At 68.3% G+C, this 14,068-nt stretch carries 14 protein-coding genes; 8 read left to right on the top strand and 6 right to left on the bottom strand.

Going from position 1 to position 14,068, the window contains the following annotated elements; genetic code table 11:
* Positions 1 to 72: 72 nt before the first annotated feature.
* The 8 genes from pgk to TSB10P1A_RS08220 all read left to right on the top strand — a co-directional run bounded on the left by pgk (position 73) and on the right by TSB10P1A_RS08220 (position 7,915).
* Positions 73 to 1,266: a phosphoglycerate kinase gene (gene pgk, locus TSB10P1A_RS08255; RefSeq protein ID WP_244293041.1), complete on the top strand. Its 1,194-nt coding sequence runs from the start codon at positions 73 to 75 to the stop codon at positions 1,264 to 1,266.
* A gap of 12 nt (positions 1,267 to 1,278) precedes the next feature.
* Positions 1,279 to 2,358: a class II fructose-bisphosphate aldolase gene (gene fba, locus TSB10P1A_RS08250; RefSeq protein ID WP_186387435.1), complete on the top strand. Its 1,080-nt coding sequence runs from the start codon at positions 1,279 to 1,281 to the stop codon at positions 2,356 to 2,358.
* 11 nt (positions 2,359 to 2,369) lie between these two features.
* On the top strand, positions 2,370 to 3,836 hold the full coding sequence (locus tag TSB10P1A_RS08245; protein WP_186387503.1) for a form I ribulose bisphosphate carboxylase large subunit: 1,467 nt from the start codon (positions 2,370 to 2,372) through the stop codon (positions 3,834 to 3,836).
* A gap of 11 nt (positions 3,837 to 3,847) precedes the next feature.
* The gene (locus tag TSB10P1A_RS08240) at positions 3,848 to 4,237 is read left to right on the top strand and encodes a ribulose bisphosphate carboxylase small subunit (RefSeq protein ID WP_186387434.1); all 390 of its coding nucleotides are present in this window, start codon (positions 3,848 to 3,850) and stop codon (positions 4,235 to 4,237) included.
* Positions 4,238 to 4,323: 86 nt separating this feature from the next.
* Positions 4,324 to 5,262 carry a CbbX protein gene (gene cbbX / locus TSB10P1A_RS08235; RefSeq protein ID WP_186387433.1) on the top strand — a complete coding sequence of 313 codons (939 nt, stop codon included), beginning with the start codon at positions 4,324 to 4,326 and terminating at the stop codon, positions 5,260 to 5,262.
* Complete coding sequence (gene rpe / locus TSB10P1A_RS08230) at positions 5,259 to 5,963, top strand: ribulose-phosphate 3-epimerase (RefSeq protein ID WP_186387432.1); 705 nt, start codon at positions 5,259 to 5,261, stop codon at positions 5,961 to 5,963. Before cbbX ends, rpe begins: the two co-directional genes overlap by 4 nt.
* Positions 5,960 to 6,670, top strand: coding sequence for an HAD-IA family hydrolase (locus TSB10P1A_RS08225; RefSeq protein ID WP_208987044.1), 711 nt, complete (start codon positions 5,960 to 5,962; stop codon positions 6,668 to 6,670). Before rpe ends, TSB10P1A_RS08225 begins: the two co-directional genes overlap by 4 nt.
* Before the next feature lie 174 nt (positions 6,671 to 6,844).
* Positions 6,845 to 7,915: a D-alanine--D-alanine ligase family protein gene (locus TSB10P1A_RS08220; RefSeq protein WP_186387431.1), complete on the top strand. Its 1,071-nt coding sequence runs from the start codon at positions 6,845 to 6,847 to the stop codon at positions 7,913 to 7,915.
* Positions 7,916 to 8,122: 207 nt separating this feature from the next.
* On the opposite strand, the gene TSB10P1A_RS08215 is transcribed toward TSB10P1A_RS08220, so the two are convergent.
* From TSB10P1A_RS08215 to TSB10P1A_RS08190, 6 genes are all read right to left on the bottom strand, one after another.
* Positions 8,123 to 8,941 carry a metallophosphoesterase gene (locus tag TSB10P1A_RS08215; RefSeq protein ID WP_186387430.1) on the bottom strand — a complete coding sequence of 273 codons (819 nt, stop codon included), beginning with the start codon at positions 8,939 to 8,941 and terminating at the stop codon, positions 8,123 to 8,125.
* A 10-nt stretch (positions 8,942 to 8,951) separates the two neighbouring features.
* Positions 8,952 to 9,638 carry an HAD family phosphatase gene (locus tag TSB10P1A_RS08210; protein WP_186387429.1) on the bottom strand — a complete coding sequence of 229 codons (687 nt, stop codon included), beginning with the start codon at positions 9,636 to 9,638 and terminating at the stop codon, positions 8,952 to 8,954.
* Positions 9,635 to 10,399 carry a carbohydrate ABC transporter permease gene (locus TSB10P1A_RS08205; protein ID WP_244293048.1) on the bottom strand — a complete coding sequence of 255 codons (765 nt, stop codon included), beginning with the start codon at positions 10,397 to 10,399 and terminating at the stop codon, positions 9,635 to 9,637. Before TSB10P1A_RS08205 ends, TSB10P1A_RS08210 begins: the two co-directional genes overlap by 4 nt.
* A 141-nt stretch (positions 10,400 to 10,540) precedes the next feature.
* Complete coding sequence (locus TSB10P1A_RS08200; protein ID WP_186387427.1) at positions 10,541 to 11,440, bottom strand: carbohydrate ABC transporter permease; 900 nt, start codon at positions 11,438 to 11,440, stop codon at positions 10,541 to 10,543.
* Complete coding sequence (locus tag TSB10P1A_RS08195) at positions 11,440 to 12,690, bottom strand: ABC transporter ATP-binding protein (protein ID WP_186387426.1); 1,251 nt, start codon at positions 12,688 to 12,690, stop codon at positions 11,440 to 11,442. The genes TSB10P1A_RS08200 and TSB10P1A_RS08195 overlap by 1 nt, the downstream gene beginning before the upstream one ends.
* Before the next feature lie 70 nt (positions 12,691 to 12,760).
* On the bottom strand, positions 12,761 to 14,038 hold the full coding sequence (locus TSB10P1A_RS08190; RefSeq protein ID WP_186387425.1) for an ABC transporter substrate-binding protein: 1,278 nt from the start codon (positions 14,036 to 14,038) through the stop codon (positions 12,761 to 12,763).
* Positions 14,039 to 14,068: the final 30 nt, after the last annotated feature.

The following is a 14,068-nucleotide window of genomic DNA, read 5'->3' as shown; positions in this document are numbered from 1 at the left end:
TGCAACCGCCGGGCTCGGCCGCGCCGGATCGGCATGTCGGCCCTTCGAGCCGCACCTGCCGGGGAGGCGGCCGTGACCATCGCCGCGATCACCGAGGCCGATGTGGCCGGCCGGCGGCTCGTGGTGCGGGCCGATCTCAACGTGCCGATGGCCGGCGGACGGGTCAGCGATGCGACACGCCTCACCCGCTTCGCCGACGGAATGCGGCCCCTCTTGGCTCGTGGCGCGGCGCTGGTCGTGCTGTCGCATCTCGGCCGGCCCACGGGCCGCGACGAGAGTGCGTCGCTGGCTCCGCTTGCCGGCGATCTTGCGGCGGCACTCGGCTGCGCCGTCGACTTCACGACGCTCGACGAGGCGGGCAAGGCCGCGGCCCGGCTGCGGCCCGGCGAAGCGCTGCTGGTGGAGAACATCCGCTTCGAGGAGGGCGAGGCGCGCAACGATCCGGTGCTGGCGGCGCGTCTTGCCGCGCTCGGGGATCTTTATGTCAACGACGCCTTTTCCTGCGCCCACCGCGCCCATGCCAGCACGGCGGCGATCGCCGGCCTGCTGCCGGCCTTCGCCGGGCCGCTGATGATGGAGGAGCTCGCCGCGCTCGCCGCCGCGCTCGAGGCGCCGGCGCGTCCCTCTGTCGCCATCGTCGGCGGGGCGAAGGTGTCGAGCAAGATCGCGGTGCTGAAACACCTCGTCACCCGCCTCGACCATGTGATCGTCGGCGGCGGCATGGCCAACACCTTCCTGTTCGCCGGCGGCATGCCGATGGGCCGGTCGCTGCACGAGCCCGACCAGACCGGCACGGTGGAGGAGATCCTCGCCCTCGCCGAGGCGCATGGCTGCCGCGTCCACCTGCCGCTGGATCTGGTGGTGGCGCGCGAGTTCCGGGCCCATGCGCCGACGGAGACCGTGCCGGCGGACGCCTGTCCCGCCGATGCGATGATCCTCGATGCCGGCCCCAAGGCCTTCGCCGCCTTCAGCCGGGTGCTCGATACCGCGCGCACCATCTTGTGGAACGGCCCGCTCGGCGCCTTCGAGATCGAGCCCTTCGACCGGGCGACCCTGGCGCTCGCCCGCCTCGCCGCCGGCCTCACCGAGGCCGGGCAGGCGGTGACCGTGGCGGGCGGCGGCGACACGGTCGCCGCGCTCAACGCGGCCGGGGTCGCGGAGAGCTTCACCTATGTCTCCGCCGCCGGCGGAGCCTTTCTGGAGTGGCTGGAAGGGCGCCCGCTTCCGGGCGTCCAGGCCTTGCTGCGCGCCGATGCGGCGGCTTGACGGGAGGACGACATGGCACTGATCACCCTGAGGCAGCTCCTCGACCATGCTGCAGAGCATGGCTACGGCGTGCCCGCCTTCAACATCAACAACATGGAGCAGGGACTGGCGATCATGGAGGCGGCGCAGGCCGTCGACGCGCCGGTGATCCTGCAGGCCAGCCGGGGCGCCCGCGGCTATGCCCGCGACATCATGCTGGCCCGCATGGTCGAGGCGCTCGCCGCGCTCTATCCGGACATTCCCCTGTGCCTGCACCAGGACCACGGCAATGACGAGGCGACCTGCCTCTCGGCGATCCGCCACGGCTTCACCTCGGTGATGATGGATGGCAGCCTGATGGCCGATGCCAAAACGCCGGCGTCCTACGACTACAACCTCGCCATCACCGCCAGGGTGGCGGCGATGGCGCATGCGGTCGGCGCCAGCGTCGAGGGCGAACTCGGCGTGCTCGGCAGTCTGGAGACCGGCGAGAGCGAGGCCGAGGACGGGCATGGCGCGGAGGGCAAGCTCGACCATTCGCAGCTCCTGACCGACCCGGACCAGGCGGTCGATTTCGTCGCCCGCACCGGCGTCGACGCGCTCGCCATCGCCTGCGGCACCTCGCATGGCGCCTACAAGTTCACGCGCAAGCCCGACGGCGACATCCTCGCCATGGACGTGATCGAGAAGATCCACGCGCTGCTGCCGGACACGCATCTCGTCATGCACGGCTCCAGCTCCGTGCCGCAGGAGATCCAGGACATCATCAACGCCCATGGCGGCGAGATGCCCCAGACCTTCGGCGTGCCGGTGGAGGAGATCGTCCGCGGCATCCGCCACGGGGTGCGCAAGGTCAATATCGACACCGACTGCCGCATGGCGATGACCGCCGAGTTCCGCCGCGTCGCGGTGACGAACCCGCGCGAATTCGACCCGCGCAAGTTCCTCAAGCCGGCGATGGACGCGATGCGCGACCTGTGCCGTTCCCGTTTCGAGGCCTTCGGCACCGCCGGCCATGCCTCGAGCATCAAGGTCGTACCCATGGACGACATGGCCCGGCGCTACGCCTCCGGCGCGCTCGATCCACGGCGTTCCGCCAGCAAGGCAGCATGAAGGAGCAGATGATGGCCGACGACAGCAAGACCCGGATTACCGACACCTCGAAGCGCTACAAGGCCGGCGTCCTGAAATACGCCCAGATGGGCTATTGGGACGGCGACTACGAGCCGAAGGAAACCGATCTCCTCGCCCTGTTCCGCATCACCCCGCAGGAGGGCGTCGACCCGATCGAGGCGGCGGCGGCGGTGGCCGGCGAAAGCTCCACCGCCACCTGGACCGTGGTGTGGACCGACCGGCTGACGGCCTGCGACCAGTACCGGGCCAAGGCCTACAGGGTCGACCCGGTGCCGGGCACGCCCGGACAGTATTTCTGCTATGTCGCCTACGACCTGATCCTGTTCGAGGAAGGCTCGATCGCCAACCTGACGGCCTCGATCATCGGCAACGTGTTCTCGTTCAAGCCGCTGAAGGCGGCGCGGCTGGAGGACATGCGGCTGCCGGTCGCCTATGTGAAGACGTTCCGCGGGCCGCCGACCGGCATCGTCGTGGAGCGCGAGCGGCTCGACAAGTTCGGCAAGCCGCTGCTCGGCGCCACCACCAAGCCGAAGCTCGGGCTGTCGGGCAAGAATTACGGCCGGGTCGTCTACGAGGGCCTGAAGGGCGGCCTCGACTTCATGAAGGACGACGAGAACATCAACTCGCAGCCCTTCATGCATTGGCGCGACCGCTTTCTCTACGTGATGGAGGCGGTCAACAAGGCCAGCGCCGAGACCGGCGAGGTGAAGGGGCACTATCTCAACATCACCGCCGGCACGATGGAGGAAATGTACCGCCGGGCGGAGTTCGCCAAGCAGCTCGGCAGCGTCATCGTCATGGTCGACCTGATCGTCGGCTGGACCGCGATCCAGTCGATCTCGGAATGGTGCCGGCAGAACGACATGATCCTGCACATGCACCGGGCCGGCCACGGCACCTACACGCGGCAGAAGAACCACGGCATCTCGTTCCGCGTCATCGCCAAGTGGCTGCGGCTCGCCGGTGTCGACCACCTGCACACCGGCACCGCCGTCGGCAAGCTGGAGGGCGATCCGATGACGGTGCAGGGCTACTACAATGTCTGCCGCGAGACCCGCAACGAGGTCGACCTGCCGCGCGGCCTGTTCTTCGAGCAGGACTGGGCGGACCTGAAGAAGGTCATGCCGGTGGCCTCGGGCGGCATCCATGCCGGCCAGATGCACCAGCTTCTCTCGCTGTTCGGCGACGATGTGGTGCTGCAGTTCGGCGGCGGCACCATCGGCCATCCGATGGGCATCCAGGCCGGCGCCACCGCCAACCGCGTCGCGCTGGAGGCCATGGTGCTCGCCCGCAACGAGGGCCGCAACATCGATGTCGAGGGGCCGGAGATCCTGCGCGCGGCGGCGAAATGGTGCAAGCCGCTGGAAGCCGCCCTCGATACCTGGGGCAACATCACCTTCAACTACACCTCGACCGACACGTCGGACTTCGTCCCGACGCCCGCGGTCGCCGTCTGAGGAGCAAGACCATGCGCATCACCCAGGGCTGCTTTTCCTTCCTGCCCGACCTGACCGACGAGCAGATCGCCGCACAGGTCGACTACTGCCTGTCGCGCGACTGGGCGATCGGGCTCGAATACACCGACGATCCCCATCCCCGGAACACCTACTGGAATATGTGGGGCAACCCGATGTTCGACCTGCGCGACGCCAAGGGCGTGATGATGGAGCTTGAGGCGTGCCGCAAGGCGCATCCGCAGACCTACATCCGCATCAATGCCTTCGACAGCACGCGCGGTTTCGAGACGGTGACCATGAGCTTCATCGTCAACCGGCCCGATGAGGAACCGACCTTCGTCATGCGCCGGACCGAGGCCGACGGCCGCGCGATCCGCTACACCCATGACGTGATCCGCTGACCTCCCAAGCGCAAGACCGGCAGGGGACGGCCCACCGCCGCCCCCTGCCCTCGCTCCACAAAGGTCCAGCCAGGAGGAATTGTCCGATGGATGCCGACACCGCCCCGCCGCCCGCGACGGTCGACCTGCGCGGGGAGTTCGAGAGTTCCGGCGTGAAGGAGCTGCTCGACGAGCTCGACCGCGACATGATCGGCCTGCGGCCGGTGAAGCAGCGCATTCGCGAGACCGCCGCACTCCTCCTGGTCGAGCGGGCGCGCCGCTCGCTCGGGCTCAGCCACGAGACGCCGACCCTGCACATGTCCTTCACCGGCAATCCGGGCACCGGCAAGACCACCGTCGCGCTGAAGATGGCCGGCCTGCTGAAGCGGCTCGGCTATGTCCGCAAGGGGCATCTCGTCAGCGTCACCCGCGACGATCTGGTCGGCCAGTATATCGGCCATACCGCGCCGAAGACCCGCGAGGTGCTGAAGCGGGCCATGGGCGGCGTGCTGTTCATCGACGAGGCCTATTACCTCTACCGGCCCGACAACGAGCGCGACTACGGCCAGGAGGCGATCGAAATCCTGCTTCAGGTGATGGAGAACAACCGGGACGACCTGGTGGTGATCCTCGCCGGCTATGCCGACCGGATGGACCGGTTCTTCGGCTCCAATCCCGGCTTCCGCTCGCGCATCGCCCACCATATCGACTTTCCCGACTATACCGACGAGGAACTGCAGCGCATCGCCCGGCACATGATGGCCGAGCAGAATTACCGGCTGTCGGAGGCGGCGGACGCGGCGCTCGCCGACTATATCCGCCTGCGCCGGACCCAGCCGCATTTCGCCAATGCCCGCTCGATCCGCAATGCCTTCGACCGGGCGCGGCTGCGCCAGGCCAACCGGCTGTTCGACGGCGCCGACGGGCCGCTCGACGCGCAGACGCTCAGCCTGATCGAGGAGAGCGACATCCGCGCCAGCCGGGTGTTCCGGGGCGGCCTCGACATCGCGCCGGCGGGCCAGGCCGGCGAGGGAGCGCAGCCATGAGCTTCGACCGCCGCATCCGGATCGCGCCGTCGATCCTCTCCGCCGACTTCGCCAATTTCGGCGCCGAGTGCCGCGCCATCGAAGCGCAGGGCTGCGACTGGGTGCATGTCGACGTGATGGACGGGCATTTCGTGCCCAACATCACCTTCGGCCCCGCCACGGTACGGGCCCTGCGCCCGCATGTCGGCGGCACCCTCGACGTGCATCTGATGATCGCCTCGGTCGATGCTTATCTGGCCGACTTCGCCGAGGCCGGCGCCGACATCCTCACCGCCCATGTCGAGGCCGGCCCCCATATCCACCGGACGCTGCAGGCGATCCGCGGCCATGGGGTGCGGGCCGGGCTCGCGCTCAATCCCGGCACGCCGGCGGAGGCGGCCGCGCCGTTGCTCGACATGGTCGACCTCGTCTGCGTGATGACGGTCAACCCGGGCTTCGGCGGGCAGGAGTTCCTCCACTCCCAGGTGGAGAAGGTGCGCAGCCTGCGCCGCCTGATCGGCGACCGCCCGATCCATATCGAGGTCGACGGCGGCGTTACCCGGCAGACGGCTCCCCTTGTCGCCGCCGCCGGCGCGGATGTGCTGGTCGCCGGCTCCGCCGTCTTCAAGGGCGGTTCGGTCGAGCGGCCCGACGTCTATGGCACCAATATCCGGGCCATCCGCGACGCCGCGACGGCAGCCCTTGCCGAGGCGGCAGGATGAGCGATGGCATGGGTGGGGGCCGGCCGGGTCCAGCGGCGCTGATCTTCGATGTCGACGGCACGCTGGCGGAGACCGAAGAGCTGCACCGGGCCGCCTTCAACGCCGCCTTCGCCGCCCATGGGCTCGGCTGGCACTGGGACAGGCCGACCTATGGCGCGCTCCTCGCCGTCACCGGCGGCAAGGAGCGCATCCGCGCCTATCGCGACCGCCATGCCTTCGCCCTGCCGCGCGAGACCGACATCGCCGGCCTTCACGCCGACAAGACCCATCGCTACGGCCGGATGGTCGCCGAGGGCGCGCTGTGCGCCCGGCCCGGCGTCCTCTCCCTCGTCGCCGAGGCGCGCGGCCACGGCCTGCGGCTTGCGGTCGCCACCACCACCAGCCCGGACAATGTCGAGGCCCTGTGCCGGGCCCTGTGGCAGCGGCCGGCGGGCGAGGTCTTCGACGTGATCGCCGCCGGCGACGAGGTCGGCGCCAAGAAGCCTGCGCCCGACGTCTACCTGCTGGCGCTGGCGCGGCTCGGGATTGCCTGCGAGGCGGCCCTTGCCTTCGAGGACAGCGCGGTCGGCCTTGCCTCCGCGCGCGCCGCCGGCCTCAAGGTCGTCGCCTGCCCGAGCCTCTACATGAGCGGCGACGACTTCGCCGGCGCCTGGTGGCTCACCCCGAGCCTCGACGGCGCCTGGCGGCACATCGCCGCCAGCTTCTGAGCCGGACGGGCACGACCGGGCGCGTTCGGGCGCGGCATTGACATTCCCGCCGCAACGTCCGATGCAGCGGGATCGCAAGCGGGGCGCGTCGCCGCCTTGCAATTGACCCGATCGGCCGACACCCTCGCCGTCCGCACGATTAGCGCCCGCTCACCTCAACGCCTGGAGCCGCAATTGAGATCTTCTTCGGACAAGCTGCGCATTGCCGTGCTCTTCGGCGGACGGTCGGCGGAACATGACGTGTCGATCCTGTCGGCCACCAACGTCATGGGCGCGCTCGACGCGGCAAGATACGATCCGGTGCCGATCTTCGTCACGCGCGAGGGGCTGTGGCTGCTGAGCCGCGTCGAGAATGGCGCCCTGGCGCGGCCCGAGCGGGGCACCCAGGTGAGCCTCGTTCCCGGCGGGCGCGGGCGGATGCTGGCCCTGCCCGAGGACGGCGCCGCCTTCGACCTCCCGCGCATCGACATCCTGTTTCCGGTGCTGCATGGGCTGCACGGCGAGGACGGCTCGGTGCAGGGACTTGCGGAGGTCGCCGGCGTGCCGCTGGTCGGCTGCGGCATCCTCGGCTCGGCGACGGCGCTCGACAAGGACATCGCCAAACGGCTGTTCCGCGAGGCCGGGCTGCCGGCCGCCCGCGCGCTCACCCTCCAGCCCGGCGCCGTTCCCGCCTTCGCGGAGGTCGTGGAGGCCCTCGGCCTTCCCGTCTTCGTCAAGCCGGCGCGCCAGGGCTCGTCCGTCGGCGTCAGCAAGGTCGCGACCGAGGCCGATTACGACGCTGCGCTGGCCGAAGGCTTCCGCCACGACCGCACGCTGCTCGCCGAGGAATTCATCAAGGGTCGCGAGATCGAATGCGCCGTGCTGGAGCAGCCCGACGGCACGCTCTTCGTCTCGCGGCCGGGCGAGATCGTGCCGGCGCAGAGCCACGGCTTCTACAGCTACGATGCCAAATATATCGACGAGGACGGCGCGGCCCTGAAGGTGCCGGCGGAGCTTCCCGCCGCCGTCGAGGCCGAGATGCGCGAGATGGCGGCGCGCGCCTTCCGCGCGCTCGGCTGCGACGGCATGGCCCGTGCCGACTTCTTCGTCACCGCCGACATGCGGATCCTCGTCAACGAGCTCAACACCATTCCCGGCTTCACCGATATCAGCATGTATTCCAAGGTGATGGCCGCAAGCGGCATCGCCTATCCGGAGCTGATCGACCGGCTGGTGGCGCAGGGGCTGGCCCGCGCCGGCCGCTAGTCACCCGAATCTGAAGTTCGTCACATTTCTCGGCATGCTCTGAACGAACTTCAGATTCAAAAGGGTGACTAGCAAGTCTATGTTTCTAGTGTGGTTTTCGAATTTGAAATACGCTCACCGGCACGCTGCAAAAAATGAGGCGTATTTCAAATTCACCACACTAGGGTCCGCGCCCCACCGGCCGCGCGTTTGCAGGCAGCGCCTTGCTCAGGCCCGCACGAAATGCTCCTGCGGCATCACCACATGCCGGTCGAGGAACTTCTCCATGTGAACGACCGTCGCATCCGCGTCGCTCAGCACCACGGCGAGTTCTCCCGGTCCCTCGCGCCGGGCGACCGGGGCCGGCAGCGGGCCGGACCGGCTTTCCAGCGTCGGCTCGATCGAATAGTGGCAGCCGGCCAGGGTGCAGAACGGGACGCCCTTGTAGGTGCCGGCCACCGTCATGTGAACATGGCCGGAAATCACCTGGCGGATGTCCGGATGCGAGGCGACGATCCCGGCGAACTCGGCGCAGTCCCGCAGGATGATGAAGTCGTTCTGGGTGTGGAACTTCGTGATGTTGTGATGCAGGACGATGATCACCGGCCGGTCGCGGGCTTCATCGAGGCGGGCCTGCAGCCAGTCGAGCTGCGTGCGTTCGAGCAGGCCGCTGCCGCCGGCCGCCGGGTCGGACGAATCCAGGACGATGACGCGGTGGCCCTTGATGTCGATGACATGGTCGACATTGCCGGTCTCGCTGGCATGATCGGCGCCGAAATGCTGCAGGAAGGTCGGCCGGTGGTCGTGGTTGCCGAGCGTCAGGTAGCGCGGCAGCGTCAGCCGTTCGACCGCCGCCTCGAAACGGGCATAGGCCTCGGGCTCGCCGCGATCGGCAAGGTCGCCGGCGAAGACGACGAAATCCGCGTCGGCATGGGTCTCGTTGACGAAGTCGATGGCGGCGTTCAGGCGGCTGGTGGTCTCCAGCCCGTTCGACAGGCGCCCCGCCGGAACGATGTGAATGTCGGCGAGCACGATGAATTTCAACATGGAATTGCCTCTATCTAAGGGCCGCGAGCGGGCCGGCAAGCGGCAGGGAGATCAGCATCGCGCCGGCGATCAGGTCCGGTGCGACGAGGTGGCCCAGCCGCAGGAAGTCGGGGGTGGGGTGTTTCAGGTCGGGGATCTGCACGGTGGTCATGCCGGCCGCCATGGCGGCGCGCACGCCGTTTTCGGAATCCTCGAAGGCGGCGCAGCGCTCCGGCCGGGCGCCGAGACGCGCGGCGGCTTCGAGATAGATGTCGGGGGCGGGCTTGCCGCGAGGCACCTGGTCGCCGCCGACGACGATGTCGAAATGCCGGCCGATGCCGGCCGCCGCCAGATGCCGCAGCGCCGTCTCGGTGCGCGTCGAGGTGGCGATGGCGAAGGGGATCCCGGCGCCGGCCAGGCCCTCCAGCAGATCGTCGGCGCCGGGCTTGACCGGAATGCCGGCGCTCAGCAGATCGGCGAAGGCCTGCTGCCAGTGCCGGTCGAACAGGCCGGCATCGGCGATCCCGGCAAGGCCCTCGGCCAGCCGCGCCGATCCGGCGGCGTGGTTGAGGCCGACCAGGCTCAGGAACAGCTCCTCGTCGACGTCCAGCCGGAAGCTCCGGCAGGTCTCGACATAGGCCGCGCGGGACAGCCGCTCGGTGTCGAGCAGCAGGCCGTCCATGTCGAAGACGACGGCGGCGATCGGCGCGGCGCTCATCCCTTGACGCCCGTCATGGTGATGCCGCGGATGAAGTGGCGCCGCGCCAGCAGGAAGGCGATAACCATCGGCGCGGTGACCACGGTGGCCGAGGCGAAGGTCTTGCCGTAGTCGGTGTAGAACTCCTGCTGGTACTGCATCATCGACAAGGTGGCGGTCATCTTGTCCTGGCTCTGCACCACGATCAGCGGCCAGTAGAGGTCGTTCCAGTGCGCCACGAAGGAGAACACCGAGAAGGCGGCGATGGCCGGCACGGCGCTCGGCAGGATCAGGCGCAGAACGATCTCCATCTCGCTGAACCCGTCGATCCGCGCCGCCTGGATGATGCTGTCGGGAAAGGTGCGGAAGAACTGGCGGAACAGGAAGATGGCGAAGACGGAGATGAAGAAGGGGAACATCATCGCCACATGGGTGTCGAGAAGCCCGACCTTGACGATGCCGATATAGATCGGGATCGAGGTGACGTTGATGGGAATGGTCAGCGAGGCGACCACCGTGCCGAACAGGATGGTGCTGCCGCGGAACTTCAGCTTCGCCAGGGCATAGGCCGCCGGGATCGCGGTCACAAGTTGCACCACCAGGATGCCGACGCAGACGATCAGGCTGTTCAGCAGGAACCGCGGATAGGGCTGGTCGAACAGGACGCTGTAGTAGTTGCCGAGGCCGGCGAAGGTCTTGGGGATGATCGTGAAGACCGGGGCGAAGACCTCGCTGGTCGGCTTCAGGCTGGACGACACCATCCAGATGAAGGGGAAGACCATGATCCACGCACCCAGCAACAGCAGGGCGGTGACGATCACGGCACTGGGGGAACGGGGGCGAACCGCCCGCCACAGCGCCGGCAGGTCGAAGCGGGACGGGCGGGACGGCCCGTCTTGGAGCAAGGGGGTCACGGGCATACCTCAGTAGTGGACCCGGCGGTCGACGACGACGGCCTGGATGATCGCGAAGACGAGGATGAGAAGCAGGAACACCAGCGACAGGGCGGCGGAATAGCCCATGTTGAAGTATTCGAACCCTTCCAGGAAGGCGAGGTAGAGATAGACCTCGCTCGCCTTGTCCGGTCCGCCGCGGGTGACGATGGCGACCACGTCGAAGAGCTTGAAGGCGGTGATGGAGGTGGTGATGGCGACGAACATCGCCGTCGGCCCGAGCATCGGCCAGGTGACCTTGAAGAACCGGTCGAGCGGGTGGTCGGCTCCGTCGATCGCGGCGGCCTCGTAGAGGTTCTTCGGGATCGCCGTCAGCCCCGCCAGGAACAGCACCATGTTGAAGCCGATGGTGCTCCACAGCGAGATCAGCGCCAGCGAGAACAGCACCAGGTCCTGGCTGCCGAGGAAGTTCAGCGGCGGCAGGCCGAGCGCGGCGATGACCCCGTTGATTACCCCCTGCCGGCTGTCGAGCAGCGCCGCCCAGACCAGCGCCATGGCGGCAAGGGTCGAGGTCACCGGCAGGAAGTAGAGCACTTCCAGGATCGAGCGGAACTGCTTGCGCTCCTGGATGGCGATCGCCAGCACCAGGCTGACGACGAAGGCTGCCGGCAGGAACATCACCGCGAAGACAAAGGTGTTGTGCAGCGCATTGCCGAACTGGTCGTCGGTCGCCATCCGCCGGTAGTTGTCGAGACCGACGAACTCGAAATAGTCGCTGACCAAGGTGTAGTCGGTCAGGCTGGCCGCGATCACCATGGCGATCGGCACGATGTAGATCAGCAGGATCAGCAGCGTCGCCGGGGCCACCAGCCAATAGGCCAGCCGCGCCTGGGCGCGCTGGAGCGGACTTGCGGTCGTTGCGGTGGCCATCACACCAGATCCAGCTTCTTGCGCAGCCCGCCCTGCAGGGCGGCCGGCTCGGCATGGTCGTCCGCAAGCACCGGTTCGGCGCGCAGGCGCATGCCGCCGGCGTCGAACAGCAGGATGTGGGCCGGGTTGACGCGCACTTCCCAGTCCCGCGCCTCCGACAGGCTGCCGCCGCAGCCATAGGCCTCGCTCTTCTGCGCCCGGATGCGCACGTCGTGCTCGGGATGTCCGTCGAGGCGCCCATGCACCAGCACCTCGCCGCCGAGATCCTCGATCGTCTGCTTGCGGAAAGTCAGGGACAGGCCGCGTCCGGCGCGCGCCGGATAGGCAAGTTCCGGCACCGTCTCCAGCACCATATGCTCGGGCCGCACGCCGACCTGCACCGGGCCGGAGCGCAGACCGCCGCCGGCGGCCGGGGCGATCGGCAGCACGATCTCGCCGCAGCGGACGACGCCGTCCTCCAGCGTGCCCGGCAGGATGTTGATTTCCGGGCTGCCGATGAAGCGGGCGACATCCACCGTGTCGGGGTTGCCGTAGAGCGTGTTCGGCGCGCCCATCTGCAGGATCGAGCCGCCCTGCATCAGCGCGACGCGGCTCGACATGGTCATCGCCTCGACCTGGTCATGGGTGACATAGACGAAGGTCAGGCCGGAGCTGGCATGCAGTTCCGAAATCTCGCGCCGCACCTGGACGCGCAGCTTGGCATCGAGGTTCGACAGCGGCTCGTCCATCAGGAAGATCTTCGGGTCGCGCACCAGCGCCCGTCCCAGCGCCACGCGCTGGCGCTGGCCGCCGGAAAGCTGGGCCGGCCGGCGGTCGAGCAGGTGTTCGATGCGCAGCTTGCGCGCCACTTCGGCGACGTCCCGCTGGATGCCGGGCCGCTCCCGCGCATGGGCGGGCGCCAGGTGCCGCAGCAGCGGCAGGCGTGCGTGCAGCGGCAGGCGCGCCATGATCAGCGGCATGCCCATGTTCTCGGCGACGCTCATATGCGGGTAGAGCGCGTAGTCCTGGAACACCATGGCGATGTTGCGGTGCTTGGGCGCCGCATCGTTGACGCGGGCGCCGTCGATCCGGATCTCGCCGCTGTCCGGCGTCTCCAGCCCGGCGATGACGCGCAAGAGGGTCGACTTGCCGCAACCGGACTGGCCGACCAGCGAGACGAACTCGCCGTCCTCGATGTCGAGCGAAATGTCCTTCAGGATGGCGGTCTTCCCGAATGACTTGCAAATCCCGTTCAAGCTCAGCTTGGCCATGATGATCTCCTGGAACCGACGGCGGAATGGCGCAGGCGGCGGGGGGCCGCCTGCGCCAGGGGCGGCGCGGTCAGCGCTTCATCAGGGTCTCGGCGATCGACACCAGTTCGGCGGCGCCCTCCTCCGGGGTCTTCTCGCCCAGCATCACGGCGCGGATCACCGACTTCTGGTCACGCCAGATCTTCTCGGACTGGGTGCCGGGATAGCCGGCCCAGGGGCCCGCGCGGTGGTACTGGTTGGACGGCGTCGCGTAGTAGGGATTGGCCTCGTAATAGGCGCCCAGCCGCTCGGGAGCCAGCGCGCCGAGGTTGGTCGGCAGGTAGCCGGTGATCTTGGCGGCGAACTCCTGGCCTTCCGGGCCGGTGATGAACTTGATGTATTCCCACGCCGCCGCGATCTTCTCCGGGTCCTGCGTGGTGATGATGGCGGCGTTGCCGCCGGACGGCAGCAGCCCTTCCGCCTCGTTGGTCAGGGTAAAGACGGCGCTGCGCAGGTCGAACGCGCCGCCGACCCGCTCCTCGGTGGTGCGGGCACCGGCCGGCGAGGAGGCGTAGATGCCCATCTTGCCCACCGTGAACTGCCGCAACTGGTCGCCCTGGTTGACGTCCGGATTGTAGACGCCGGCCTCGACCAGGCTGCGCGCCAGCTTCATGGCGTTGATGTGATGGTCGTTCTGGTTGAACATGACCGTGTCGCCGGCCTCGTTGAGCATGCGGCCGCCCTGCTGCAGGATCAGCACCTGGAACGGCCAGTCGTCGCTCCACTGCTCGACGGAGTAGGCCATGCCGTCGATGTCCGGGCCGAGGGCCGAGATCTTGCCGGCCAGTTCGATCACACCTTCCCAGGTGGTCGGGAAGGCATCGGGATCGCCGCCGGCCTGACGGACCAGATCGGCATTGTAGTACCACTGGATGACCGAGGCGTTGAACGGCATGCCGTACTGCTTGCCGTCGACGCGGCCGAGATCGAGCATCTTGTCGGTGTAGTTGGCCTCTTTCCAGCCTTCGGCCTCGCCGGCCATCAGCGCACCGAGATCGGCGATCTGGCCGCGGGCGTCGAGAGCCCGGGCGAGCGAGGGAAGCTGGTTGAACGCCTCGAAGGCGCAATCGGGCAGCGTGTTGGTGGCGGAGCCGCGGAACAGGCGCAGATGCACGTCGGAATAGTCCTTGGCCGGCGCAGCGTAGACCACTTCGATGTCGTTCTGCATCTCGTTGAAGCGCTGCATCAGCGGTTCGTGCTGGCGGGTCAGGTGACCGGCGGTGGTGAGGCAGGTGATCGTCACCTTCGCTTCCGCGGCCCCGGCCATGGCGAGGGCGATCGTGGTGGCGACTGCAATGTGCTTGAGCATCTCGGGCTCCCGTCGAGGGTGAAACGGTAC

Origin of the sequence: Stappia sp. TSB10P1A (genome assembly GCF_900185725.1) — a bacterium.
In the GTDB taxonomy this organism is placed as follows: Bacteria; Pseudomonadota; Alphaproteobacteria; order Rhizobiales; family Stappiaceae; genus Stappia.
This window is presented reverse-complemented; position numbering and strand designations above follow the sequence as displayed.

Excerpts from the sequence above, each read along its gene's own strand:
- fba (WP_186387435.1), top strand. The coding sequence starts at position 1,279 with ATGGCACTGATCACCCTGAGGCAGCTCCTCGACCATGCTGCAGAGCAT.
- TSB10P1A_RS08245 (WP_186387503.1), top strand. The coding sequence starts at position 2,370 with ATGGCCGACGACAGCAAGACCCGGATTACCGACACCTCGAAGCGCTAC.
- TSB10P1A_RS08240 (WP_186387434.1), top strand. The coding sequence starts at position 3,848 with ATGCGCATCACCCAGGGCTGCTTTTCCTTCCTGCCCGACCTGACCGAC.
- cbbX (WP_186387433.1), top strand. The coding sequence starts at position 4,324 with ATGGATGCCGACACCGCCCCGCCGCCCGCGACGGTCGACCTGCGCGGG.
- rpe (WP_186387432.1), top strand. The coding sequence starts at position 5,259 with ATGAGCTTCGACCGCCGCATCCGGATCGCGCCGTCGATCCTCTCCGCC.
- TSB10P1A_RS08225 (WP_208987044.1), top strand. The coding sequence starts at position 5,960 with ATGAGCGATGGCATGGGTGGGGGCCGGCCGGGTCCAGCGGCGCTGATC.
- TSB10P1A_RS08215 (WP_186387430.1), bottom strand. The coding sequence starts at position 8,941 with ATGTTGAAATTCATCGTGCTCGCCGACATTCACATCGTTCCGGCGGGG.
- TSB10P1A_RS08210 (WP_186387429.1), bottom strand. The coding sequence starts at position 9,638 with ATGAGCGCCGCGCCGATCGCCGCCGTCGTCTTCGACATGGACGGCCTG.
- TSB10P1A_RS08205 (WP_244293048.1), bottom strand. The coding sequence starts at position 10,399 with ATGGTCTTCCCCTTCATCTGGATGGTGTCGTCCAGCCTGAAGCCGACC.
- TSB10P1A_RS08200 (WP_186387427.1), bottom strand. The coding sequence starts at position 11,440 with ATGGCCACCGCAACGACCGCAAGTCCGCTCCAGCGCGCCCAGGCGCGG.
- TSB10P1A_RS08195 (WP_186387426.1), bottom strand. The coding sequence starts at position 12,690 with ATGGCCAAGCTGAGCTTGAACGGGATTTGCAAGTCATTCGGGAAGACC.
- TSB10P1A_RS08190 (WP_186387425.1), bottom strand. The coding sequence starts at position 14,038 with ATGCTCAAGCACATTGCAGTCGCCACCACGATCGCCCTCGCCATGGCC.